Genomic DNA, 21,732 nt, shown 5'->3' on the forward strand with positions numbered 1-21,732 from the left:
ACGCCCGCTGCCCCGGTTCCTCCCATCCCATCCAAGGAACCAGGAGGCACCACAAGAATGCACCACCATGCACCCCGCCCGCTGCTCAACGCGGCACTCGCCGCAGCAGAACGCGGCTGGCACGTCTTCCCGCTCCTCCCCGGTGCCAAGCAACCGGCCATCCGAAGCTGGGAGTCCCGAGCGACCACCAGCCCCCGTCGCGTCAGGCGCTGTTGGACGATGGCGCCCTACAACATCGGCATCGCCACCGGCCCGTCCTGCCTGATCGTCGTCGACTTGGACGTGCCCAAGCACCGCGCCGACGTTCCGCCCGCCGGCACTCCGGCGTCGGTGACCGACGGCGCTGACGCCCTTGCCGTCCTCGCCGAGGCGTACGCCGCGCCCTACCCGACCGACACCTATACCGTCCACACGCCCACCGGCGGCACCCACCTCTACTTCACGGCTCCCGCCGACGTGGAGCTGCGCAACACAGCCGCCACCCTCGGCTGGAAGATCGACACCCGCGCCCACGGCGGCTACGTCGTCGCCGCCGGCAGCACCATCAACGGCCGGCCGTACAACGTCGTACATGACGCACCCCCGGCTCCACTGCCGCAGTGGCTCGTCACGCTCCTCACCCCGAAGCCCCTGCCACCCCAGGCCCCGCTGACCGTTCCGCTCCTGGCCGAGGACCGCCACGGCCGCTACCTCAACGCCGCCGTACGCGCCGAGATCCGCCGCGTCCGCACCGCCCACCCCGGCCAGCGCAACAACGCCCTTTACATCGCTGCAGTCGCCCTCGGCCAACTCGTCGCCGGTGGAGAACTCACCAAGACCGAGGTGACCAACAGCCTCACACCCGCGGCCCTGCACGCCGGCCTCCCCGAACGCGACACCCACCGCACCATCGCCTCGGGCCTGCGCGCAGGAGCCAAGAAGCCCCGCAGCATCGAACGGAGGACCGCAGCATGACCACCGCTTCCGAAGCCCCCGTCACGACCTCCGACCAGGCCGCGGCCCTGCGCACGATGCTCACCCTGGCCGAGCAGCACCCCGCCCTACCCGCCGCCTACACGGTGATCACTACGGGTTTCCCCGACGAGGTAGACGTACAACTGCACGGCCCGAGTGAGCTGGAGGCATGGCGAGTCGCCCTCGACGTGGCGCCCGAGCACGTACGGTTCTGCACCGAGTCCGACCGCTACTACCTGCGGTTCAAGGCGCAGATCAACGGCGTCATGCTCAAGGCCTACGCCGCCTTCACCTCCGCGTCCGAAAACTCGGGGAGTGCGGCATGACGACCGACCCATACGACCCGCCGCACCTGTACTCCGTGGCCCCGTCGCAGTCCGCTCCGGAACCGCGCCCGCTCCAGCCCGCCCAACAGCGCATCCGCACCGCTTGGACGGCGGACGAGCTGATGGCCACGGAGTTCCCCGAGCCGAAGTGGGCGGTGCCCGGGATCATTTCCGAGGGTGTGAACCTGCTCGCCGGCCCGCCGAAAGTCGGCAAGTCCTGGCTCTCCCTGGGCCTGGCCCTGGCCGTCGCAGCCGGCGACCGGGCCATGGACAGCGTCCCCGTGGACGGCGGCCCAGTGCTCTACCTCGCCCTGGAGGACACCCCCCGCCGCCTCCAGACCCGCATGCGCAAGATCCTCGGAGCCGGCGGCCATGCCCCACGAGGGCTGACTCTGGCGACGTCCTGCCCGCCCCTCCCCCAGGGCGGCAACGAGGCCATCGCCCAATGGATCGACCGCAACCCGGACGCGCGCATGGTCGTCATCGACGTCTTCGCGAAGATGCGCGGCACATCCGCGCCCGGCGCGTCCGCCTACGACGCCGACTACGCCGCCGTAGGCCACGCAAAGCGCATCGCGGACCACTACGGCATCGCCATGGTCCTGGTCCACCACGTCCGCAAGGCCGGCTCGGACGACTTCCTCACCGAGGTCTCCGGCACCAACGGCCTGGCCGGCGCCGCGGACGCCACCCTCGTCCTGAAGCGTTCCCGAGGCCAGGCCGACGGCGTCCTACACGTCACCGGCCGAGACGTCGACGAAGCCGAATACGCCCTGCGCTTCTACGCCGAGGCCGGCGCCTGGCAACTCCTCGAAGGCCCGGCAACCGACCACACCCTCAACGACACCCGCGCAACGATCCTCCGCTACGTCCGCGCCCACCCGGGCGCCAAGCCGAAGCAGATCGCCGACGACACCGGCCTGGCCTCGGACCTGGTCCGCCAGACCTGCGCCCGCATGGCCAACGACGTCCAGCTCATCCGCAAGGACGGCGGCTACACGGCCGCCCGTGAGAACGGGGGACAGGAATGACCAGTCACAGCCGTCACAGTGTCACCGCCACCAACTCTCAGCGCAGCCCTGGCCCTCGTCGTCCCAGCGGGCCGACCCGCACGAAACTGCCCACCACCCACACAGCCCTCACGGTCCCCGAGGTCATGGCCGCCCTGCGTCTCAGCCGCTTCAAGGTCTATGACCTCATCCGCTCGGGCGAACTGCCCAGCTTCCGTATCGGAAGGGCCCGCCGCATCCCGGCCGATGCCGTTCACGCCTTCATGCAGCACCAGATCGAGGAGGCGGCATAGTGGCCAAGCGCGCCAATGGCGAAGGAAGCATCACCCGGCGCAAGGACGGGACTTACCACGGTCGCGTCTTCGTGACGACCACCAGCGGCATCCGCAAGCGGGTCTCCGTCTACGGCAAGACGCGGGAGGAGGTGCGCCAGAAGATCACGGAACTCCAGTCGCAGGAGAACCAGGGGATCCCGGTTCCGGACACGAACATGCGGCTGGAGGAATACCTGGTCTACTGGCTGGCCACGGTGGTCAAGGTCCATCGGCGGCCCAAGACGTACCAGGGGTACGAGAGCGTGGTCCGGGTGCACATCGTGCCCGGACTCGGGCGGAAGAAGATCCGGACCCTCCGTGCCGCGGAGGTCCGTACGTGGCTCGCCGGAGTCGCATCCGAGTGCCAGTGCTGCAAACACGGCTGGGACAAGGAGCGCCGCGAGCCCGAGTGCTGCGCGGCGGGAGACTGCTGCAAAACGCTGCTGTCCCGCCGCATGGTGCAGTCCATCCACGCCGTACTGCGCAACGCTCTCCAGAACGCCGTTCGGGAGGAGCTGATCGTGCGCAACGTCGCCCAGCTCGTACAGGTCCCCACACCCGCATACGACACGGGTAAGGGTCTCCGTGTCGCGGAGGCTCGGCTCCTCCTCCGGGAGTCCTCGACGGACCGCTTCCACGCGCTCTACGTGCTCGCTCTGGTCATGGGCCTGCGCCGGGGCGAGTTGCTCGGTCTGCGCTGGGATGCCGTGGACCTGGAGCGCGAGACGTTGACCGTGGAACGGGCGCTTCAGCGGGTGAGCGGGGAGCTGAAGCTGGTCATGCCCAAGACGGCGTCCTCGATCCGCACCGTCCCGCTCCCCCCGCTCGTGGTGAAGGCGCTCACGGAGCACCGCGAGCGGCAGGCGCAGGAACGGGCCTCGGCCGGCATGGACTGGAAGGAGCACGGGCTGGTCTTCACGTCGCGCGTGGGGACTCCGCTGGAGCCGGACAACCTGCGGCGGAGCTGGTACCCGCTCCGGAAGCGGCTGGGGCTGGATCTCCGGTTCCACGACCTGCGGCACTCGGCCGTCTCGCTGCTGCTCGACCTCGGGGTGCCGCCGCACATCGTCCGGCAGATCGTGGGGCACAGCGACATCGGCGTCACGATGAAGATCTACGCGCACGCGTCGCTGGACGAGCAGCGGAAGGCGCTCGGAAAGCTCGGGGACGCCCTGTCCTGAGCCTGGCCTTGGAACCTGCTGGCGTGCCCGTCAGAGCTGAGAGCTGATGGCGTATGCGTTGGCGTAAAAGACCCCCGCCGAAGACTTCGGCGGGGGTCTTTTTGCTGGTGGCTGGGGCCGGGGTCGAACCGGCGACCTTCCGCTTTTCAGGCGGACGCTCGTACCAACTGAGCTACCCAGCCGTGCGACACACGAGGGATCGCAGCGGTCCTGACGGGATTTGAACCCGCGGCCTCCACCTTGACAGGGTGGCGAGCACTCCAAACTGCTCCACAGGACCAAGCTTAACTTCATCGGTGCGGGACTTAGTCTCGCACACCATGGTGCGTGCCCCCAACGGGATTCGAACCCGTGCTACCGCCTTGAAAGGGCGGCGTCCTAGGCCGCTAGACGATGAGGGCTATCGGCCCGCCTGGGCGCTTCTCAGCGCGTCGGGGACGTGAGAAGCATATGGGATGGTGGGAGGGATCGCCAAAACGGTTTATGGAGTGGTAGGGGCTGCTGGTTGGGAGGGGAGGGCTGCGGGGGTCGTCCGTGCCCGCGGACGTGGCCGTCGCCCCGTCCATCGACCCGCCCGTCGCCCAGTCGAATGACCCGTCCGTCACCCGGTCCGTCACCCAGTCCGTCGCCCCGTCCATCCGACCCGCCCATCGCCCAGTCGAATGAAGCGTCCGTCGCCCGGGCCGTCATCCGGTCCGTCACCCGAATGGGGTCCGTCGGGTCGCACGGTCGTGACGGTTACGGGGCCGGGCTGGGAGGGGGGCTGCTCTGGCCGGGGCTTGTGGAGGTGTGGGGGGTCGGCTTGGAGCTGGAGCGGGGGCTGGCGGCGGGGTTCGGGGTGGCGCCTGGCTGGTTCTCCTCCGGGAGGTGGCGGCTGACCTCGGCCGTCGACAGGCCCAGGCCGCCCAGCTTGATCTCGTCCCAGGCCTGGAGGCGTTTGGTGTCCCGGTCCAGGTAGAGGACGGATGCCTCGATCGGGTCGGGGTACTGGCCCTCCACCGCGCGCAGGCCGCTGCCGCCCGTCGAGCCCTCCACCCGCAGCCGGGTGCCGAACTTCATGAGCTCCATCTGCTCGTGGTGGATGTGGCCCGCGAGGACCAGTGGCACGGTGCCGTCGGTCTCGCGCGCCGCGACCGGTTCATGGGCGATCGCGATGTTCACGGGGGTGCCCGCGGCCTTCTGGTCGCGTACGGCGGCGGCGAGCCGGGCGCCGGCCAGTACCTCGGCCGGGTCGCCGGCGGCCTTGATGGAGCGGTCCGGGGTGTACTGCGGGTCGCCGATTCCGGCGAACCGGAGGCCGGCGACGGTCACGGCCCGGCCGTCGTCGAGCACGTGCACGTTCTTCATGTGCTCCAGGTACTTCTGGGTGGTCTTCGAGTCGTGGTTGCCGCGTACCCACACGTACGGCGCGCCGAGGTCCTTGATCGGGTCCAGGAAGCCGTTCTCGGCGGCGCTGCCGTGGTCCATCGTGTCGCCCGAGTCGACGACCACGGAGATGTCGTACTGCTCCACGAGCGATTGCACGATGTGCCAGCTGGCCGGGTTGAGGTGGATGTCGGAGACGTGCAGCACCCGGATGGTGGACGGGTCCGGGCTGTAGGCGGGCAGCGTGGACGTGACGTCGTAGAGTTTGGTCACGTTGGTCACCAGGCGGGCCAGTTCGCGCTGGTAGACGTCGAACTCGCTGACGATGCTGCGGGCGCTGCCGACCACCGAGGGGGCGCCGGAGAGCAGGCCGGAGAACTTCGGTTCCAGGACCGACTTCGGGTTCCAGGTGGCCCAGGCCGTCGCGCCGGACGCGGCGAGCAGGGCGAGCGAGAGGCCACCGGCGGCGAGGGCACGGCGCGGGCGACGGTAGACGATCAGGCCCAGGGCGGTGGCACCTACGGCGACCGCCGCGCTGGAGCGCACGGCCAGGTCGACGGTGCCGTGCACGACGTCCGACGCGACCTCCGTCTGGAGTCCCGAGATCCGCTCCGGGTGCTTGACCAGGGCCTCCGAACGCACCGGGTCGAGCCGGTCGACGTCCACGTCGAGCCGGAGCGGTGCGACGTGCGAGTCCAGTTGCAGCGCGCCGAGCGGGGCGACGTCGATCTTCGTGCCGCCGGTCAGGGACGGCCGCAGCGCCATCTGGGTGTCCATGGGCCCGACCGGCGTGTGCACGCTGCCGACGGTCAGCAGCCCCAGCCAGGCGCCGAGCAGCACCACACAGACGAGGATCAGCCATCGGAGGAACGGGTTCGCCGGTCCGCTGTCGCCCGGTCCGGGGAGCGAGATCTCGACGCGGGTCGACCCGGACCGGGACCCGGACCGGGCACTGCCGCCCGGGCGACGGCCGTCGGCGCGGCGGCCCGCCGGACGGGGGGTGCGTCGACCGCGGACGAGGCCGGAAAGGCGCGGCGAGGAGCGGCGGGCGGCCGGCCGGAGGCGGGCGGAGGCGGCCTTGACCGCGGTCCTGACCGCGGCTGCCGCTCGGGCGGCGGATCGGGCGGCGGCAACGAGGGCGTGGGCGGAGACGACATCGCGTGCGCGGGCCATTCACCCCGTATGCCCAAGTGCGGTGGCAGATATGCCGGTGGCCGAGATACGCGGCGGGGCGTACGCGGGGTGTCATACGCGGCGTGTCCTACGCGGTGGGCCATACGCGGCGGGTCATGCCGGGTCGGGGTGGGAAGCACACGGCTGCGTCCGTATGCGCCGTCGTGGTCGACAATGGCGGTGTGCTGGAGATGACGCGCGAGGACTTCGAGGAACTGGTCTCCGAGGCGCTGGACCGGATCCCGCCGGAGCTGATGCGGCTGCTGGACAACGTGGCGGTGTTCGTCGAGGACGAGCCCGACCCGTCGGAGCCCGAGCTGCTCGGGCTCTACGAAGGGACACCGCTCACCGAGCGCGGTGAGTGGTACGCCGGTGCCCTGCCGGACCGCATCACCATCTACCGCGGTCCGGCGCTGCGCATGTGCTCCTCGCGCGAGGAGGTCGTCAAGGAGACCGAGGTGACCGTGGTCCACGAGATCGCCCACCACTTCGGCATCGACGACGTCCGGCTCCACGCGCTGGGTTACGGGTGAGCCGCAAGGCACCGCCGCCGTACGGGCGGGGGCGCGTGTCCTCGCGCCGGTAGTGGGAGTTGGGCAGGTGGATCCGTACCCCCGCGTCCCGGAGGTGGCTGCCTGTGCGCCCTTCGTACGTGTCCGATCGCCCACCGCTCCGCGTTTCCGATCGCCCGCCGCTCCGCGCGTTCGATCGCCCGCCGCTCCGCGCTTCCGTGCTCGTGTTCGCGTTCGTGTTCGTGTTCGTGTTCGTGCGGCTTATGCACCTCAAGCGTCTCGCACTTCTCGGACGTCTCGTCGTGTGTCTCATGCGGCTGGTGCGCCTCGGCCGTCTCGTACGTCTCGTGCGCGTCGCTGCTGCCGTGGCGGTCGTCGCGGCGGGCGCGGGGTGCATGAACTTCGGCGACGGGACGGGGCCGGCCGCTTCGGTGCCGCCGTCGCCGTCCGGCGTGCATCCGGGCGGGGTCAGCACGGCCGGCGGCCCCACGGCGCAGGGCGACCCGGCGACGCGGAGCGGACTGGACGCGGCCGGGGACGACGGAGAGCACGGCAAGGCGCACCGGAGGGCCGCGCGGAAGGGCGTCGGCGACGGCCACGGGGACGGCAGGGGAGAGAAAGGTAAGGGAGAGAGAGGTAAGGGGAGAGGGGAGACGGGGGATGGCACAGGGGGAGACGGAGACAGCTCCGGGTCTGGGTCCGGCTCCGGCTCCGGCTCGGGGGCGGGGCACGGGGGCGGCGGCGGGGCGGGGTCCGGCTCGCACCCCGGGTCCGGCGGCGAGCCGACCCCAGGCCGGCCCTCCGACTCCGGCAGCCCGCAGTCGCCCGGCTCGTCCGCGAGTCCCTCGGGCGGCGGCACGGGGCCGTCCCAGCCGGGTCCGGCCCACTCGCCGACGGGGACATCGGTACCGTCCACGGGGACGTCGGCGTCCCCCGCCTCGTTCACGCCGAGCACGTACTCGGTGTCGTCTGCGTCACCCGGGTCCACCGACCGCCCTGCCGCCCACGTCTCCCCCGTGTCGTCCGGGTCGGCGGTGGACAAGGCGCACACCTGGGAAAAGGCTTCGGGAACGTGCCCGCCGCGGCCATAAGCCCATAGATCCGTAGGCGCGCCGCCTTGGGCAGGGGTGTAAGACACGGTTTGGCGTTCCGGGCGGAGGGTGCGTATGGTGGTAGATCGTTTGATCCCAGTTGCCAGTTGCCAGTTGCCCGGCGCATTCCTCAACCGAACGAGGACATCGACGCGCCGATTGTGTGGCGCGTACTCTCCCTTGCCGTGGCAGGACCGCATAGAGGCGGTCGTCTATGACCTCACGGAGTTTGGGCGCGTGCCGAGAACTCCGGAAGGTTTCGTTTCGCATGTCTGTATCCAGTCCTGACCACGTCGTCGTGCCCGAAGACGGCGCGGAGCCCGTGGCGGCCTCCGTCACCGAGGCGCCGGTCTCCGAGGCAGCGGTCTCCGAGGCGCCCGCCACCGAAGCACCGGTCACCGAGGCGCCCGCCGCTCCCCGCGAGATCACGTTCGCCGACCTCGGGCTGCCCGACGGCGTCGTCCGCAAGCTCGGCCAGAACGGTGTGACCACCCCGTTCCCGATCCAGGCCGCCACCATCCCGGACGCGCTGGCCGGCCGGGACATCCTGGGCCGCGGCCGAACCGGCTCCGGCAAGACGCTCTCCTTCGGGCTGCCGCTGCTCGCCCTCCTGGCCGGTGGCCACACCGCGAAGAAGCACCCGCGCGGTGTCGTCCTCACCCCGACCCGCGAGCTCGCGATGCAGGTCGCGGACGCCCTCCAGCCCTACGGTGACGTGCTCGGCCTGAAGATCAAGGTGGTCTGCGGCGGCACGTCGATGGGCAACCAGATCTACGCCCTGGAGCGCGGCGTCGACATCCTCGTCGCCACCCCGGGCCGGCTGCGGGACATCATCGGCCGGGGTGCCTGCTCGCTCGACAGCGTGCAGATCGCCGTGCTCGACGAGGCCGACCAGATGGCCGACCTGGGCTTCCTGCCCGAGGTCACGGAGCTGCTCGACCAGGTGCCCGAGGGCGGCCAGCGGATGCTGTTCTCGGCCACGCTCGACAACGACATCGACACCCTCATCAAGCGTTACCTGCACGACCCGGTCACCCACGAGGTGGACCCGTCGGCCGGTGCGGTCACCACGATGAGCCACCACATCCTGATCGTGAAGCCGCGCGACAAGGCACCGGTGACCGCGGCGATCGCGGCGCGAAAGGGGCGCACGATCATCTTCGTCCGCACCCAGATGGGCGCCGACCGCATCTCGGAGCAGTTGCGGGACGCCGGCGTGCGCGCCGACGCACTGCACGGCGGCATGACCCAGGGCGCCCGCACCCGCACCCTCGCCGACTTCAAGGACGGCAGGGTCAACGTGCTCGTCGCCACCGACGTCGCGGCCCGCGGCATCCACGTCGACGGCATCGACCTGGTGCTGAACGTCGACCCGGCCGGCGACCACAAGGACTACCTGCACCGTGCCGGCCGCACGGCGCGGGCCGGTCAGTCCGGCACCGTCGTCTCGCTCGCGCTGCCGCACCAGCGGCGCCAGACGTTCCGCCTCATGGAGGACGCGGGCGTGAGCGCGGGGCGGCACGTCGTGGGTGGCGGCGGGGTGTTCGACGCCGAGGTCGCCGAGATCACCGGCGCACGGTCCATGACCGAGGTGCAGGCCGAGTCGACGGGTCGCGCCGCCCACCAGGCCGAGCGCGAGGTCAAGAGCCTGACCAGGGAACTCGAGCGTGCCCAGCGTCGCGCCACCGAGCTGCGCGAGGAGGCGGACCGCCTGCTGGCACGGGCCGCCCGGGAGCGCGGTGAGGACCCTGCCGTGGTGGTCGAGGCGGCTTCGGTTTCGGTTTCGGCTTCGACGTCGGCGGGGGCCGGGACATCGGCGGTTACGGCTGCGAGTGCGGCTGCGGATGCTGATGCGGGTGCCGATGCTGCTGTGGTGGCTGAGGTCTCTGGGGCGTCTGGGGAGAGGTCGGCCGTGGCGGATTCCGCCACCGGGTCCGACGCGGCCGGCGTGAACAGCACGACGGACAGCGTGTCCGGCACGGGCGCCGGGGCGCCGTCGGTGACCGTGCCCCGTCAGTCGGGTCCTCGTGACACCGATCGATATGACCGGTACGACCGTTCCTCGGCCCGTGACGACCGCTCCTCGTACGAGCGCCGTGACCGTGACGGGGACCGGAACCGCGGGGACCGGGACCGCTTCCGTGACCGTCGGTTCGACCGCGACCGCGACCGCGACCGCGGCGGGTACGACCGGGACCGCGGGTTCGGCCGGGGCGGGGACCGGGACGGCGACCGTCGCTTCGGCCGCGACCGGGACCAGGACGGCAACCGTGGCTTCAGCCGCGACCGCGGTGACCGTGGCGGTCGCCCGTACGACCGGCGCGACGGTGACCGGGACCGCGGTGCACGCTCCTTCGAGCGTCGGGACCGGGACGGCTTCCGCCGCGACGGTGACCGCGGTGGCCGGTCCTTCGACCGCCGCGACGGTGACCGCGGTGACCGCGGTGGCCGCAGCTTCGAGCGGCGTGACGACCGTGGTGGCGCCGCGCGCTTCAACGACCGCGACCGTGGCTTCTCACGCGACCGGGACCGGAACGACCGGCCTGCCGCCTCCCGTGATCGCGGTGCGCGCGACGGTTTCCGGCGTGACGACCGCGACGGGCGCCGCGACGGCGGTCGGCCGTGGGACGGCGAGCGCCCGCACCACAAGGACCGTCCTTTCCGGCACGACCGGCCCTACCAGCGTGATCACCGTGATCGGCGCGATGAGCGGCACGATCGGCCGTCCGGGGGGCCCTCTGGCGGGCACCGGTCGGGCGGTGCGCCGGATCGGCCGTACGGGCGGCGGGACGATCGGCGTGGTGGCTCCGGATCCCCTGCGGCTGGGGGTGCCGCCGGGGGGTTTCGGCGGCGGGAGGACAAGCCGCGTTGGAAGCGGAAGGGTTGATGTTCGGCCTGCGCGGCCGGCGCCCCGCGTCGAGGGTGACCCCGGCCGGGCGGGGCCTGCGGGTTCCGGGCTTTGGTGGCCTGGGGCGCAGGGGGCGTAGGTAACGCGGGATGCGCGCGGGCCGGTGGCCGGTACCGCCCGGACGGGGCGGTTCGGTTTCTTCCGGACCACCTGCCGGTGGTCGGTTTTTGCGCAGTTCCCCGCGCCCCTGAACAGGTGGGTGCGGTCCGATCGGAAGCATCGGCCGGTGGTCGGTTTTTGCGCAGTTCCCCGCGCCCCTAAGCAGGGCCCCGCGTCCCTAAGCAGGGCCCCGCGTCCCTTTGGGGTGGGGGGCGGTCTCAACGTCCCCGTGCATCCCCGTGCATCCCATGCATCCCGTGCATGCTCATGGGGCGCCGTGGGCCTTACGCAACGAGTCGGTAAAGGCGGTGTGGATCGCGGTGCAGTCTGTGTGCCGTGGGGAATCGCGGTGGCATGACTCACGATGCGCATGCCTCGGGTGGCTCTTCCGGTGCGGACTCTGAGGGGCGGGGCGGGGAGGCCCGTGCTTCTGATGAGGAACGGCTCGCGCAGCTTGGATATACGCAGGTGTTGGCGCGTCGGATGTCGGCGTTCGCCAACTACGCGGTGTCGTTCACGATCATCTCGGTGCTGTCCGGGTGCCTGACGCTCTATCTCTTCGGGATGAACACCGGCGGGCCCGCTCTGATCACCTGGGGCTGGGTCGGCGTGGGGCTGATGACGCTCTTCGTGGGGCTTGCGATGGCGGAGATCTGCTCCGCCTATCCGACCTCGGCGGGGCTCTACTTCTGGGCGCACCGGTTGGCGCCGGCGCGTACGGCGGCGGCCTGGGCCTGGTTCACCGGCTGGTTCAACGTGCTCGGGCAGGTGGCGGTGACCGCCGGGATCGACTTCGGGGCGGCCTCGTTCCTCGGCGCGTATCTGAACTTGCAGTTCGGGTTCGCGGTGACACCCGGGCGTACCATCCTGCTCTTCGCGGCGATCCTGGTGCTGCACGGGCTGCTGAACACCTTCGGGGTGCGGATCGTCGGGCTGCTGAACAGCGTCAGCGTGTGGTGGCACGTGCTGGGCGTCGCGGTGATCGTCGCCGCGCTCGCCATCACGCCGGAACGGCACCAGTCGGCGTCGTTCGTCTTCGCGCACTTCGTGAACAACACCGGCTGGAGCAGTGGTCTGTATGTGGTCCTGATCGGGCTGCTGATGGCCCAGTACACGTTCACCGGCTACGACGCGTCCGCGCACATGACCGAGGAGACGCACGACGCGTCGACGGCCGGCCCGAAGGGGATCGTGCGGTCCATCTGGACCTCGTGGGTGGCCGGTCTGGTGCTGCTGCTCGGGTTCACCTTCGCGATCCAGTCGTACGACGCCGAGCTGGGTTCGGCGACCGGGGCGCCGCCGGCGCAGATCCTGCTGGACGCGTTGGGTGCGACGGCCGGGAAGCTGTTGCTGCTGGTGGTGGTCGGCGCGCAGTTGTTCTGCGGGATGGCTTCCGTCACGGCCAACAGTCGTATGATCTACGCCTTTTCGCGGGACGGTGCGCTGCCCTTCTCGGAGCTGTGGCACACGGTCAGCCCACGCAGCCGGACGCCCGTGGCGGCCGTGTGGCTGGCGTCCCTGGGCGCGCTGGTCCTCGGGCTGCCCTACCTGATCAACGTCACGGCGTATGCGGCGGTGACGTCGATCGCGGTCATCGGGCTGTACATCGCCTATGTCATCCCGACGCTGCTGCGGCTGCGCAAGGGCGACGCGTTCGAGCGCGGGCCGTGGCACCTGGGCCGCTGGTCGCGGGCGGTCGGGGTGGTCGCGGTGGTCTGGGTGGGCATCATCACGGTGCTGTTCATGCTGCCGCAGGTGTCGCCGGTGACCTGGGAGACGTTCAACTACGCGCCGGTGGCCGTGCTGGTCGTCCTCGGTTTCGCGTGGACGTGGTGGCTGGCGTCGGCCCGGCACTGGTTCCTCAATCCGAAGCACAGCCGGACGCTCGCCCGGGAAGCGGGACGGGCGGGGAAGACGGGGAAGACGGGGGAGACGGGGAAGACCCGAGAGACGGGGGAGACGGGGGAAACGGGCGCGACTACGCCGCCTCGGGCATCCGCGTGAGGGGATGAGGAAAGTCGGAAGCGCGGGTCGGCCGCGGATGTCAGGATGGCAGCGCGCACGGGTCCGGTGACCGTGGGTCGCACTCGTCACGCGGCCGTCTCGCTCTCCCGGGTGTTTGCCCAGTTCCCGCCGGGGACGGGCACAGCATGCCGTGTGCAGCCCGCTATGCTGCGGGTTGCGGGCCGTTAGCTCAATAGGCAGAGCAGTGGACTTTTAATCCATTGGTTGTGGGTTCGAGTCCCACACGGCCTACCGCTGAACCCCTGGTCAGACTTGGTCTGGCCGGGGGTTTCGGCTTTCCGGGAGGGTGGGAGGAAGATCACCGTGACCCGACTCGCCGACTACTACCGCGATCGTGCCGCCGAGTACGACGCCGTCTACGCCAAGCCCGAGCGGCAGGACGACCTGGCGCGGCTGCACGGCATGCTGCGGGGGCTCGTCGCAGGTCAGCGGGTTCTCGAGGTTGCCGCGGGCACCGGGTACTGGACGCACACGATGGCCACGTCCGCCGCTGCCGTCACCGCCACCGACCTGGTCCCCGAGACGCTCGACGTGGCCCGCGCACGTGCGTACGGGCCGGCCCCCGTCACCTTTCGGACCGCCGACGCCTTCGGGCTCGATCAGGTCCCGGGGGACTTCGACACCGCGTTCATCGGGTTCTTCTGGTCGCACGTCCTGCGGGCCGACGTCCCGCGTTTCCTGGCGGGGCTGCACGATCGTCTCGGCTCCGGCGCCCGGGTGATCGTCCTCGACAACCGGTACGTGCCCGGCAGCAGCACGCCCGTCTCGCGCACCACCGACGCCGGAGACACCTACCAGCGCCGCACGCTGAACGACGGGCGCAGCTACGAGGTCCTGAAGAACTTCCCCACCGAGGACCAGTTCACGTCCGACGTCGCCGCCAGCGCCGTCGACCCGCAGTGGACGCAGTTGCCGTACTTCTGGCTGGCCACCTGCACCCTGCGGTGAGGGCGCTGAGGGCGGTGAGGGCGCTGGTGGCGGTGAGGGCGCCGGGGGCCGGCGGGCGTCAGTAGGAGATGCAGGCGGTGCGCCACTGGGTGTAGAAGTCCCAGACCTGGAGCGAGCATTCGGCCGGACCGTACTGGGACTCCTTCACGCCGACGTGCGGCATGTGGGGGTAGGCGCCCACGCCCGGACGGTTGACGTGGAGCATGCCCGCCTCGACGCGGTCCAGGGCCGCCAGGGCGAGCGAGGTGTCCCGGGTGAAGATGGCCGCCGCCATGCCGTAACGCACGGAGTTGACGATGCGCAGCCCGTCGTCGAGGCCGTCGCACTCGATCACCGAGAGCACCGGGCCGAAGATCTCCTCCTGGGCGATATGGCTGTCCGAGCGCACCCCGTCCAGGACGGTCGGGGCCATGAAGTAGCCCTCCGGGAGGCCGTCGGTCAGGCGCTGCCCGCCGGTGGCGACGACGGCGCCCTCCGCGGTCGCCTGCCGGACCCCGGCGAGGCACGCCTGGAGCCGTTCGGCGCTGACCACCGGGCCCAGCCGGGCTTCGGGATCCATGCCGCCGCCCACCCGCAGGGCCGCGGCGCGCTCGGTCAGCCGGCTGACCAGCGCGTCGTGCACGGTACGGTCCACCACGACCCGGCTGGTCGCCGAGCAACGTTGGCCCGCCTGACCGAAGGCGCCGGACACGATCGCGTCGGCGGCCTGGTCGAGGTCGGCGTCCGCGAGTACCAGGGCGGCGTTCTTGCCGCCCATCTCCAGCTGGGTGCGCAGGAAGCGCGGGGCGCCCGCGGTGTGGATGGCGCGGCCCACCTCCACCGAGCCGGTGAACGAGATGCCGGCCACGGCGGGGTCCTTGACCAGGGCCTCCCCCACCTCGCGCCCGCCGTGCACCAGGTTGAGGACACCGCCCACGGCACCGGCCGCCACGAAGCACTCCACCAGCAGCGCCGCGGTCTGCGGGGTCAGCGGGGAGGGCTTGAGGATGGCGGGGCAGCCCGACAGGAGGGCCGGGGCGACCTTCCACGCCGGGATCGCCAGCGGGAAGTTCCACGGCGTGATCAGACCTACGACCCCGATCGGGTCGCGTCGGGTCAGCGCCACGGTGCGCGGGTCGTCCGCGGGGAGGGTGGCGCCGCCCAGCCGGCGGCCCTCCCCTGCCGTGTACTCGAGGAGGGCGACGGTGCGGTCCACCTCTCCGAGGGCCTCCCGCAGCAGCTTGCCCTGCTCCCGGGTGATCGTCTCGGCGAACTCCTGACGGCGCTCGCCCACCAGCCGGGCCGCACGCATCACGATCTCGCCACGCCGTACCGGGCCGAGCGCCTGCCAGGCCGCCGACCCGGACCGTGCGGCCTCGACGGCCGCCTGCACGTCGGTGGCGCCGGACTCGGCGCTGTGGCTGACCACCTCCGTGAGATCGGCCGGGTTGCGGTTCTCCTGGGTGCGGCCCGAGTCGGCGTCGCACCAGCGGTCCGCGATGTGGTTGCGGACCTGGGCGATGAGCGGGCCGCCGTCGGCTCGGCGAGGCTCCATCGTGATCCCTTCCGTGGGGAGGCGGGTTGTGGGGCGGGGCGGTCGGGTCAGCCGAGGGCCGAGTAGGTCTCGGTCAGCTCGTCGTGGCGCTTCTGCCGGATGAGCAGCTCGTCCACCTTCTGGAGGGCGAAGACGTCCTTCAGGGAGGCGATGCTCCCCTCCACCCCGTAGGTCGAGCCGTCGCCGCCGATCCGGGCGAGCACGTCGCGCATGGCGGTGATCGAGGCCCGCAGGCCGTGGTTGGCGTAGATGACCCCGCCGAAGCCGCGCTCGGACAGCTCGGCCGCGGTCACCTCCGGGTAGGTGGTGGGGACGACGATGATCGGCAGCTTGCCCTGGTAGGCGTCGCGGAACGCGAAGACCTCTTCCGGAGTGCTGCGCTTGGAGTGCACGAGCAGCGCGTCGGCGCCGGCCGCCTCGTAGACCGAGGTGCGGCGCAGCGCCTCGGCCAGGCCCGCCCCGGCGATGAACGCCTCGGTGCGCGCCACCACGACGAAGTCCTGGTCGGTGCGGGCCTCCTTGGCCGCCGTGATCTTCGCGGCGAAGTCACCGATCGGCGCGAGGTCCTGGTTGCCCTCGACGAAGCTGTTCAGCTTGGGGAACTGCTTGTCCTCGATGCAGACGCCGGCCAGGCCGCGGGACTCGTACGAGCGGACCATGTGGGCCACGTTGCCCACGCCGCCGAAGCCGGAGTCGCAGTCGGCCAGGACCGGGACGCTGACCGCGCCGGCGATGTCCGCGGCGGCGGCCAGGCACTCCGTCATGGACAGGATGTTCGCGTCCGGAAGTGCGCGTGCGGCGGATATCTCCAGGCCGCTGGCCCAGACGGCCTCGAATCCGGCCTCTTCGCCCAGCTTGGCGCTCAGTGCGCTGTGGGCGCCCATGAGGCGGGTGAGCACGGCGGACTGGAGCGCCTCGCGCAGGACACGGGTCTTGGACATGGGAAAGCTCCTTCGGGGTGGGCGGGGGAGGTTCGGGAGGTTCGGGAGGTTCGGGATGTGCGGGAAGCGGGATCGAGATGGGCGGGGAGCGGGTTCGCGAGGTGAGGGTGCGAGAGCGGCGGGTGGATGGCGGATGGTCGGCGGGTGGTCGTGCCGCCGGTCAGTTGAGTGCGCCGTGGACCCGCTCGACGATCTCCTGCGGCGTGTACGTCACGCGGCGGCCGGGACCGTCCGTCCGGGGCCCGGTGAGGGCGTGCAGCAGGACGGGGCCTGCGGGCAGCCGGGCGGCACGCAGCTCGGCGGAGTTCTCCACGCGCACGGCGTCGCGGTAGCCGGCCGCGCGAGCCAGCGCGACGAAGTCGCTGCGCTGCACGGTGGTCTGACCGCCGGTGCTCTCGTGCATGCCGTTGTCGACGACCACGTGGATCAGCTCGGTGCCGGACGCGGCCACCAGCGGGAGCACGCCGAGGTTCATCAGGAGCGAGCCGTCGCCGTCGAGGGCGATCACGGTGCGCCCGGGCCGGGCGAGAGCGATGCCGAGGGCGACGGGCGCGGCCATGCCCATCGAGCCGACGAGGTAGAAGTTCTCCGGCCGGTCGGCCGCGTTGAACAGCTCTCGGCTGGTGAACCCGCAGGTGGAGACGGTGATCGCGGCCGGGTGGCGGGTGAACAGCTCCGTGACCACCTCGGTGAGGCTCAGCGTCGGAGCCGCGGCGGCAGCAGCGGGGGCGGCGGCGGGGGCGGGCAGCTGTGTGGGCATCAGATGCCTTCCCGGACGACGAGCACCGCGCAGCGCTGCTCCTTGTCCATCAGGTCGATCACATGGGAGACGGACCCGGCCGGGTCGGCGGGGTCCAGGACGGCGTGCGGCAGCCGGAACAGGTCCAGCAAGCGGAGGAGTTCGGCGCCGATCACGTCGTGCTCGACGGCGTCGTTGCCGTCGTGGCCGCGCCAGCTGACGATGAGCAGGACCGGCACGTCGTAGATGAGGTTGAACGAGGTGAGGACGTTCAGGCAGTAGCCGAGCCCGGAGTTCTGCATGAGGACCACGGCGCGTTCGCCCGCGACCACCGCCCCCGAGGCGACGCCGACGGCGCTGTCCTCGCGGGGCGCCGGCACGTAGGTCAGCCCCGCCAGCCGCGGATCGCCGCCGGCCTCCTCCAGCAGCCGGAACGCACCGTTCAGCAAGCTGCACGGGACACCCGTGGCGAGGGTGTAGCCGTGGTCCACCAGGCTGTACAGCAGATCGCGGGCCGTGCTCGGGCCCGTGGTGGAAGCGTGCATGATGACCTTCCGTCAGTTATTGCCGACTTCATGAATGCCGCACATGTCGGCGGCGGGTGTCAGGGCGCCGAGGGCGTGAACTTCACGACGCTGCCGTCGGCGGAGGACACGAGCTCGGCCTCGTACGCGTCCACCACCCGTTCCGCGGTGGCCAGGCAGGACTTCACGTCGTCGCCGGTCACCATGAACGTCAGGAGGCTGTAGGGGCGGTCCGGGTGCAGCTCGGTGCCGGGGGTGAAGCGGGTCTTGCAGAACGCCAGCTCGGGGAAGTCGGCGAGCAGTTGCTCGCGCGCGGTCTGGCGGACCAGGGTGACGGCCTGGCTGGGCGGCGGCACCGCGCGGTACAGCGCGAACCGGGTGGCCTGGTAGTCGCCCTCGGCGGCGCGGCCGAGCGCCAGGCGCATGATGTCCGCCTCGATGTCGCAGCCGGTGGTGGCCCGCAGCAGATGGCCGATCGGGCCGCCGAGCCGGGCGTTCAACTCGATGCAGGCCGGCCCGTCCGGGGTGAGCTTGAGTTCGACGTGGGTGGCGCCCCAGCGGATGCCCAGGGCCTCGATAATCCGTCCCGCCTGGTCCAGGACCTGCCGGTGCCGGTCGGCCGGGAGCGAGGTGGGCATGACGTGGCCGATCTCCACGAACGCGTCCAGCGGAAGCTTGTCGGTGACCGCCACATGGGTGATGCGGCCGTCCTCGACGAGCGATTCGACGCTGACGTAGTTGCCGAACCCGTCCTCCTCGTACCACTCGTCGCCCACCAGCAGCCGCTCCACGACGAACGACGGCTCCGGGTCGAACAGCGGCGACGTGCGGTACGCGGCGAGCGCCTCGTGCAGCTTCTCGAGCAGCTCGTCCGCGCTGTGCACCTTCGTCACCAGGAAGCTGGCCGCGCCGTGCACCGGCTTGAGCACCGCGGGGAATCCGACCTCGGCGGCGGCCGCCGGCACGTCCGCCGGGCCGGTGATCTCCCGGAACGGGATCCGTTCGATGCCGGCCTCCCGGAGCCGGCGCCGCTGCGCCAGCTTCGACTGGGCCGTGCGGACCGCCTCCGGTGGATTGCCGGGCAGGCCCAACCGCGCCTGCGCCTCGGCCTGGACGACGATCAGCGGCTCGCCGAAGGTGGCGACACCGTGCACGGGCCTGCGCCGGTGGAGGTCCGCCAGCAGGTCGGGGATGTCCAGGTGCCGGTCCGTCGTGAGCCACTCGCCGTCGAACGTCTCGCCCCAGTCGGCCCGCAGCTGCGCCACCGCGGTGGCCGGCGTGCCGCCGTCGTACCAGACCACGCTGACCTCGGACGTCACCTTCCGTGCCGCCGCCAGGGCGGAGGCCGGGGAGACCCCGCCGGCGCCCAGCAGCAGCACCAGATGGGTTCCCGCGGCGCTCACCGGGCACCCGCCGGCGCCGCCACGGGTGCCGCCGGGCCGGCCGGCGGCGCGGGCAGCAGCACTTCGGTGACCAGCTGCTCCATGTCCTGCTCGTTGTGCGGGTCGACCAGCCGGACACCCATGCCCTTGCCCACCCGTTCCCGGGCCGCCAGCACGTTGCGGTGCGGCACCCCGTGCACCGGCGGGATGCTGATGCCGGTCTGCTCCAGCCAGGTGGCGGCGCCGAGCGAGGCCATGGTGTCCGAGGGCACCAGCACCAGGGCGCGGGCCGCGGCCACCAGGCCCGGGTCACGGAGGATGTCCGGGATGCCGGCTCCCCACAGGTCGCCGCCGAGTTCCGCGACGATGATCTCGGCGCCGTCGTCCGTCAGCCGGTTCATGAGGTGCCGGGCGGCGCCGACCACGGCGTCGGTGGAGTGGCCGTAGGTGGTGCCCAGACCGGCGTCCACGAAGTCGGCGGCGCAGTGGGCGCCCGCGTCCGCCAGGGTCAGCAGGTCGCGCAGCCGGCCGGTGCCGGCCAGCTTGGTGACGCCCACCCGAAGGTGGTGCCGCCCTGCCAGATGGTGGACCAGCGCCGATGCGAACGTGGTCTTGCCGACCTCGGCCGCGGTGCCGCCCACCAGCACCACGGGGGTGGCGGCGACGGCCGGCGCGGCCTGCCGTTGCAGGCGCACCACCTGGCCGTCCTCGCCGGCGGCCAGGCCGACGAGTTCCAGGGCGGTCGCCGTGCCGAGCGACTCCGGAGAGGACGCCGCGATGCCGACGATGCCGCCGACCGCCAGGAGGTCCGCCGCCTTCCCGGCCTCGACGGGCAGCCCGCCCTCGGGCAGTCCACCGTAGATGGACGTGGTGGAGTGCCGGTCGCCCAGCACCCCGACGACCTCGTCACCGACCCGGATCCGAACGTCCCGGCCATGGGTGTTCTCGACCCGCGGATAGGCCCCCACCCGCACGACACGGGCGATGACCAGATCACCGGCGTGCCCGGTGCCGTCGACGGGCGTCAGCCGCGCGGGCAGCTCCCGCGCTCCACGCGTACAACTCGCAGTAAGTGTGCTCATGCCTCGTTCCAGGTGGGAGGGTTACGGAGAGGTTGGGACGGTTGCCGGGGTCCCGGCGATTCGGACTACGGGGGTTGGCGGATCGCGGCGAAGCCGCGCAAGAAGGGGCGCAGGACTGTGTCGATTTGCGGCTCCGCCGCGCGGGCGCGACCGGCCACGACGGTCCGTCAGGGTGCCACCGGCTCAAAAGGGCTCGGCCCAAAGGGGCTCAGGCCGCGTCCGGCTCGACCGCAGGCGAGCCGGACCCCGTTGCGGTAAGCAACGGCGTCCGCTCCAGCAACCCCCGTCTGATCGCCGTCTCCAGCCAGTTGCCCGCCATCAGCGACGTGATGACGGCGGTCAGCACCAAGGTGGTGAACAGGGTCGCGTTGACGATGCCGGCGTCGTACGACAGCGTGGCGAGCACGATGCCGGGGCCGCCCCGGGCGTTCATGGCCACGGCGAGGTTGAGGGACTTCACGGGCGCGCAGCCCGCCCAGCGCGCGCCCGCGTACACGCTGCCCGCCTTGACCACGCAGGCGAAGGCGATGAACGCCACGGTGAGCAGCGGGGCGAAGGAGTGGACGAGGTCGAGACGCAGGCCGACCACGGCGAAGTACACCGGGATGAAGAAGTGGGTCGCGAAGGTGTTGACCGCCTGCGACGGCTCGCTCCCGACGCCCATCGCGTCCCGGCCCCAGCCCATGACCAGGCCGACCACGAAGGCCCCGTACATCGGCGTGACGCCGAGGAAGATGCAGAGCGCCGCCGCGGCGAGGACCAGGGAGAGCTGCACGGCGACGGGGCCTGACCGCAGGTCGGCGGCGGTTCGCCCGCGTGCGGCGAGGAGGCGCCGGGCCAGCAGGCCGGCCGCCGCCAGCAGGCCGAAGAAGCCGAGCGAGACCGCCGCGTGGTAGACGACGCGGGCGTTCCCGGAGCCGATCCCGAGCAGGGCCGCCGCCCCGAACGCGTCGTGTCCCGCGCCGCCCGCCATGCCGAGGGCGATCGCGATGACGACATTGAGGGCGATGTCCTCCAGGACGGCCACGGAGAGGACGACACGGGCGAAGTCGGTGCCGAGGATGCCCAGGTCGAGCATGATCCGGGAGATCACCGGGATGCTGGTGATCGCCACGGCGCAGGCCAGCACCAGCGTCAGCGCGCCCCGGTCGCCGGCCCGGCCCATCAGCTCCGACAGGTCGATGACCGGCGCGAGCAACAGCCCGGCGGCGAACGGGACCGCCATGCCGACGACGGCGACCAGGCCCACGGTGCGCCCGTCCCGCCGGGAGAAGACCGCGCGCATCTGGGTTCCGGCGAGGAACATCAGCAGCAGCGTGCCGAGTTGGTAGATCAGCACGAGTCCTGAAGCGGCCGGCCCGGTCGCCGGGAAGAGCCAGGCCTGCGCGCGCGGCGCGAGCACCCCGAAGAGCGAGGGCCCGAAAAGCAGACCCCCGGCGATCTCACCGATCACCGGGGGCATGCGGCAGCGGGCGAACACCCGACCTAAGAGGTGCGCGGACACCAGGAGCGCCACGATCCCGGTCAGGAGTTTGAACAGGTCGAGGTCGGACATCGCTCCTCCAGTGCTGGGTGACGGGGCCGGCCGGGCCCGGGGTTACGGGTGGTGCCGTCCCACTGCTGG

General features: G+C 71.6%; 16 protein-coding genes, 4 tRNA genes and 1 pseudogene. 10 read left to right on the forward strand and 11 right to left on the reverse strand.

What is annotated here, in order from left to right; all coding sequences use genetic code 11:
* Positions 1–57 precede the first annotated feature (57 nt).
* The 5 genes from NQO67_RS35740 (at position 58) to NQO67_RS35760 (ending at position 3,785) form a co-directional block, all read left to right on the forward strand.
* Positions 58–954 carry a bifunctional DNA primase/polymerase gene (locus NQO67_RS35740; RefSeq protein WP_255954610.1) on the forward strand — a complete coding sequence of 299 codons (897 nt, stop codon included), beginning with the start codon at positions 58–60 and terminating at the stop codon, positions 952–954.
* The gene (locus tag NQO67_RS35745) at positions 951–1,280 is read left to right on the forward strand and encodes a hypothetical protein (RefSeq protein ID WP_255954611.1); all 330 of its coding nucleotides are present in this window, start codon (positions 951–953) and stop codon (positions 1,278–1,280) included. The genes NQO67_RS35740 and NQO67_RS35745 overlap by 4 nt, the downstream gene beginning before the upstream one ends.
* Positions 1,277–2,311, forward strand: coding sequence for an AAA family ATPase (locus NQO67_RS35750; RefSeq protein WP_255954612.1), 1,035 nt, complete (start codon positions 1,277–1,279; stop codon positions 2,309–2,311). Before NQO67_RS35745 ends, NQO67_RS35750 begins: the two co-directional genes overlap by 4 nt.
* An 86-nt stretch (positions 2,312–2,397) precedes the next feature.
* The gene (locus tag NQO67_RS35755) at positions 2,398–2,583 is read left to right on the forward strand and encodes a helix-turn-helix domain-containing protein (protein WP_255954681.1); all 186 of its coding nucleotides are present in this window, start codon (positions 2,398–2,400) and stop codon (positions 2,581–2,583) included.
* Positions 2,583–3,785 carry a site-specific integrase gene (locus NQO67_RS35760; RefSeq protein WP_508493694.1) on the forward strand — a complete coding sequence of 401 codons (1,203 nt, stop codon included), beginning with the start codon at positions 2,583–2,585 and terminating at the stop codon, positions 3,783–3,785. Before NQO67_RS35755 ends, NQO67_RS35760 begins: the two co-directional genes overlap by 1 nt.
* A gap of 105 nt (positions 3,786–3,890) precedes the next feature.
* On the opposite strand, the gene NQO67_RS35765 is transcribed toward NQO67_RS35760, so the two are convergent.
* The 4 genes from NQO67_RS35765 to NQO67_RS35780 form a co-directional block, all read right to left on the reverse strand.
* Positions 3,891–3,967: transfer RNA gene (locus NQO67_RS35765), tRNA-Phe, on the reverse strand.
* 23 nt (positions 3,968–3,990) lie between these two features.
* Positions 3,991–4,065: transfer RNA gene (locus NQO67_RS35770), tRNA-Asp, on the reverse strand.
* 48 nt (positions 4,066–4,113) lie between these two features.
* Positions 4,114–4,186: transfer RNA gene (locus NQO67_RS35775), tRNA-Glu, on the reverse strand.
* A gap of 337 nt (positions 4,187–4,523) precedes the next feature.
* Entirely contained in the window at positions 4,524–6,323 is a 1,800-nt protein-coding gene (locus NQO67_RS35780) for a metallophosphoesterase family protein (RefSeq protein ID WP_255954614.1), read from the reverse strand.
* A 182-nt stretch (positions 6,324–6,505) separates the two neighbouring features.
* On the opposite strand from NQO67_RS35780, the gene NQO67_RS35785 reads away from it, so the two are divergent.
* The 5 genes and pseudogenes from NQO67_RS35785 to NQO67_RS35805 all read left to right on the forward strand — a co-directional run bounded on the left by NQO67_RS35785 (position 6,506) and on the right by NQO67_RS35805 (position 13,906).
* Positions 6,506–6,856, forward strand: coding sequence for a metallopeptidase family protein (locus NQO67_RS35785; protein ID WP_255954615.1), 351 nt, complete (start codon positions 6,506–6,508; stop codon positions 6,854–6,856).
* A 1,338-nt stretch (positions 6,857–8,194) separates the two neighbouring features.
* Positions 8,195–10,813 carry a DEAD/DEAH box helicase gene (locus tag NQO67_RS35790; protein WP_255954616.1) on the forward strand — a complete coding sequence of 873 codons (2,619 nt, stop codon included), beginning with the start codon at positions 8,195–8,197 and terminating at the stop codon, positions 10,811–10,813.
* 474 nt (positions 10,814–11,287) lie between these two features.
* Positions 11,288–12,841 (forward strand): annotated as a pseudogene (locus NQO67_RS35795) (amino acid permease); the annotation flags it as partial.
* A 275-nt stretch (positions 12,842–13,116) separates the two neighbouring features.
* Positions 13,117–13,189 (forward strand) — tRNA-Lys (locus NQO67_RS35800).
* A 72-nt stretch (positions 13,190–13,261) separates the two neighbouring features.
* Positions 13,262–13,906: a class I SAM-dependent methyltransferase gene (locus tag NQO67_RS35805; RefSeq protein WP_255954618.1), complete on the forward strand. Its 645-nt coding sequence runs from the start codon at positions 13,262–13,264 to the stop codon at positions 13,904–13,906.
* Positions 13,907–13,964: 58 nt separating this feature from the next.
* Here NQO67_RS35805 and NQO67_RS35810 read toward each other — a convergent pair whose 3' ends face one another.
* The 7 genes from NQO67_RS35810 to NQO67_RS35840 all read right to left on the reverse strand — a co-directional run bounded on the left by NQO67_RS35810 (position 13,965) and on the right by NQO67_RS35840 (position 21,663).
* A complete protein-coding gene (locus NQO67_RS35810; RefSeq protein ID WP_255954619.1) occupies positions 13,965–15,440 on the reverse strand; it encodes an aldehyde dehydrogenase family protein in 1,476 nt (491 codons plus the stop codon).
* A gap of 47 nt (positions 15,441–15,487) precedes the next feature.
* Positions 15,488–16,381 carry an isocitrate lyase/phosphoenolpyruvate mutase family protein gene (locus NQO67_RS35815; RefSeq protein ID WP_255954620.1) on the reverse strand — a complete coding sequence of 298 codons (894 nt, stop codon included), beginning with the start codon at positions 16,379–16,381 and terminating at the stop codon, positions 15,488–15,490.
* A gap of 160 nt (positions 16,382–16,541) precedes the next feature.
* Positions 16,542–17,141 (reverse strand): thiamine pyrophosphate-dependent enzyme, encoded by a 600-nt coding sequence (locus NQO67_RS35820; protein ID WP_255954621.1) that lies wholly within the window; start codon positions 17,139–17,141, stop codon positions 16,542–16,544.
* The gene (locus NQO67_RS35825) at positions 17,141–17,665 is read right to left on the reverse strand and encodes a thiamine pyrophosphate-binding protein (RefSeq protein ID WP_255954622.1); all 525 of its coding nucleotides are present in this window, start codon (positions 17,663–17,665) and stop codon (positions 17,141–17,143) included. The genes NQO67_RS35820 and NQO67_RS35825 overlap by 1 nt, the downstream gene beginning before the upstream one ends.
* A gap of 59 nt (positions 17,666–17,724) precedes the next feature.
* The gene (locus NQO67_RS35830) at positions 17,725–19,047 is read right to left on the reverse strand and encodes an ATP-grasp domain-containing protein (RefSeq protein WP_255954623.1); all 1,323 of its coding nucleotides are present in this window, start codon (positions 19,045–19,047) and stop codon (positions 17,725–17,727) included.
* Positions 19,044–20,108, reverse strand: a complete 1,065-nt coding sequence (locus NQO67_RS35835; protein WP_255954624.1) for a P-loop NTPase family protein — start codon at positions 20,106–20,108, stop codon at positions 19,044–19,046. The genes NQO67_RS35830 and NQO67_RS35835 overlap by 4 nt, the downstream gene beginning before the upstream one ends.
* Before the next feature lie 208 nt (positions 20,109–20,316).
* Positions 20,317–21,663: a cation:proton antiporter gene (locus tag NQO67_RS35840; protein WP_255954625.1), complete on the reverse strand. Its 1,347-nt coding sequence runs from the start codon at positions 21,661–21,663 to the stop codon at positions 20,317–20,319.
* Positions 21,664–21,732 lie beyond the last annotated feature (69 nt).

Source organism: Streptomyces odontomachi (genome assembly GCF_024435355.1).
GTDB classification, from domain to species: Bacteria; Actinomycetota; Actinomycetes; order Streptomycetales; family Streptomycetaceae; genus Streptomyces; species Streptomyces odontomachi.

Excerpts from the sequence above, each read along its gene's own strand:
- NQO67_RS35815 (WP_255954620.1), bottom strand. The coding sequence starts at position 16,381 with ATGTCCAAGACCCGTGTCCTGCGCGAGGCGCTCCAGTCCGCCGTGCTC.
- NQO67_RS35810 (WP_255954619.1), bottom strand. The coding sequence starts at position 15,440 with ATGGAGCCTCGCCGAGCCGACGGCGGCCCGCTCATCGCCCAGGTCCGC.
- NQO67_RS35825 (WP_255954622.1), bottom strand. The coding sequence starts at position 17,665 with ATGCACGCTTCCACCACGGGCCCGAGCACGGCCCGCGATCTGCTGTAC.
- NQO67_RS35750 (WP_255954612.1), top strand. The coding sequence starts at position 1,277 with ATGACGACCGACCCATACGACCCGCCGCACCTGTACTCCGTGGCCCCG.
- NQO67_RS35790 (WP_255954616.1), top strand. The coding sequence starts at position 8,195 with ATGTCTGTATCCAGTCCTGACCACGTCGTCGTGCCCGAAGACGGCGCG.
- NQO67_RS35740 (WP_255954610.1), top strand. The coding sequence starts at position 58 with ATGCACCACCATGCACCCCGCCCGCTGCTCAACGCGGCACTCGCCGCA.
- NQO67_RS35745 (WP_255954611.1), top strand. The coding sequence starts at position 951 with ATGACCACCGCTTCCGAAGCCCCCGTCACGACCTCCGACCAGGCCGCG.
- NQO67_RS35840 (WP_255954625.1), bottom strand. The coding sequence starts at position 21,663 with ATGTCCGACCTCGACCTGTTCAAACTCCTGACCGGGATCGTGGCGCTC.
- NQO67_RS35820 (WP_255954621.1), bottom strand. The coding sequence starts at position 17,141 with ATGCCCACACAGCTGCCCGCCCCCGCCGCCGCCCCCGCTGCTGCCGCC.
- NQO67_RS35780 (WP_255954614.1), bottom strand. The coding sequence starts at position 6,323 with ATGGCCCGCGCACGCGATGTCGTCTCCGCCCACGCCCTCGTTGCCGCC.
- NQO67_RS35835 (WP_255954624.1), bottom strand. The coding sequence starts at position 20,108 with ATGAGCACACTTACTGCGAGTTGTACGCGTGGAGCGCGGGAGCTGCCC.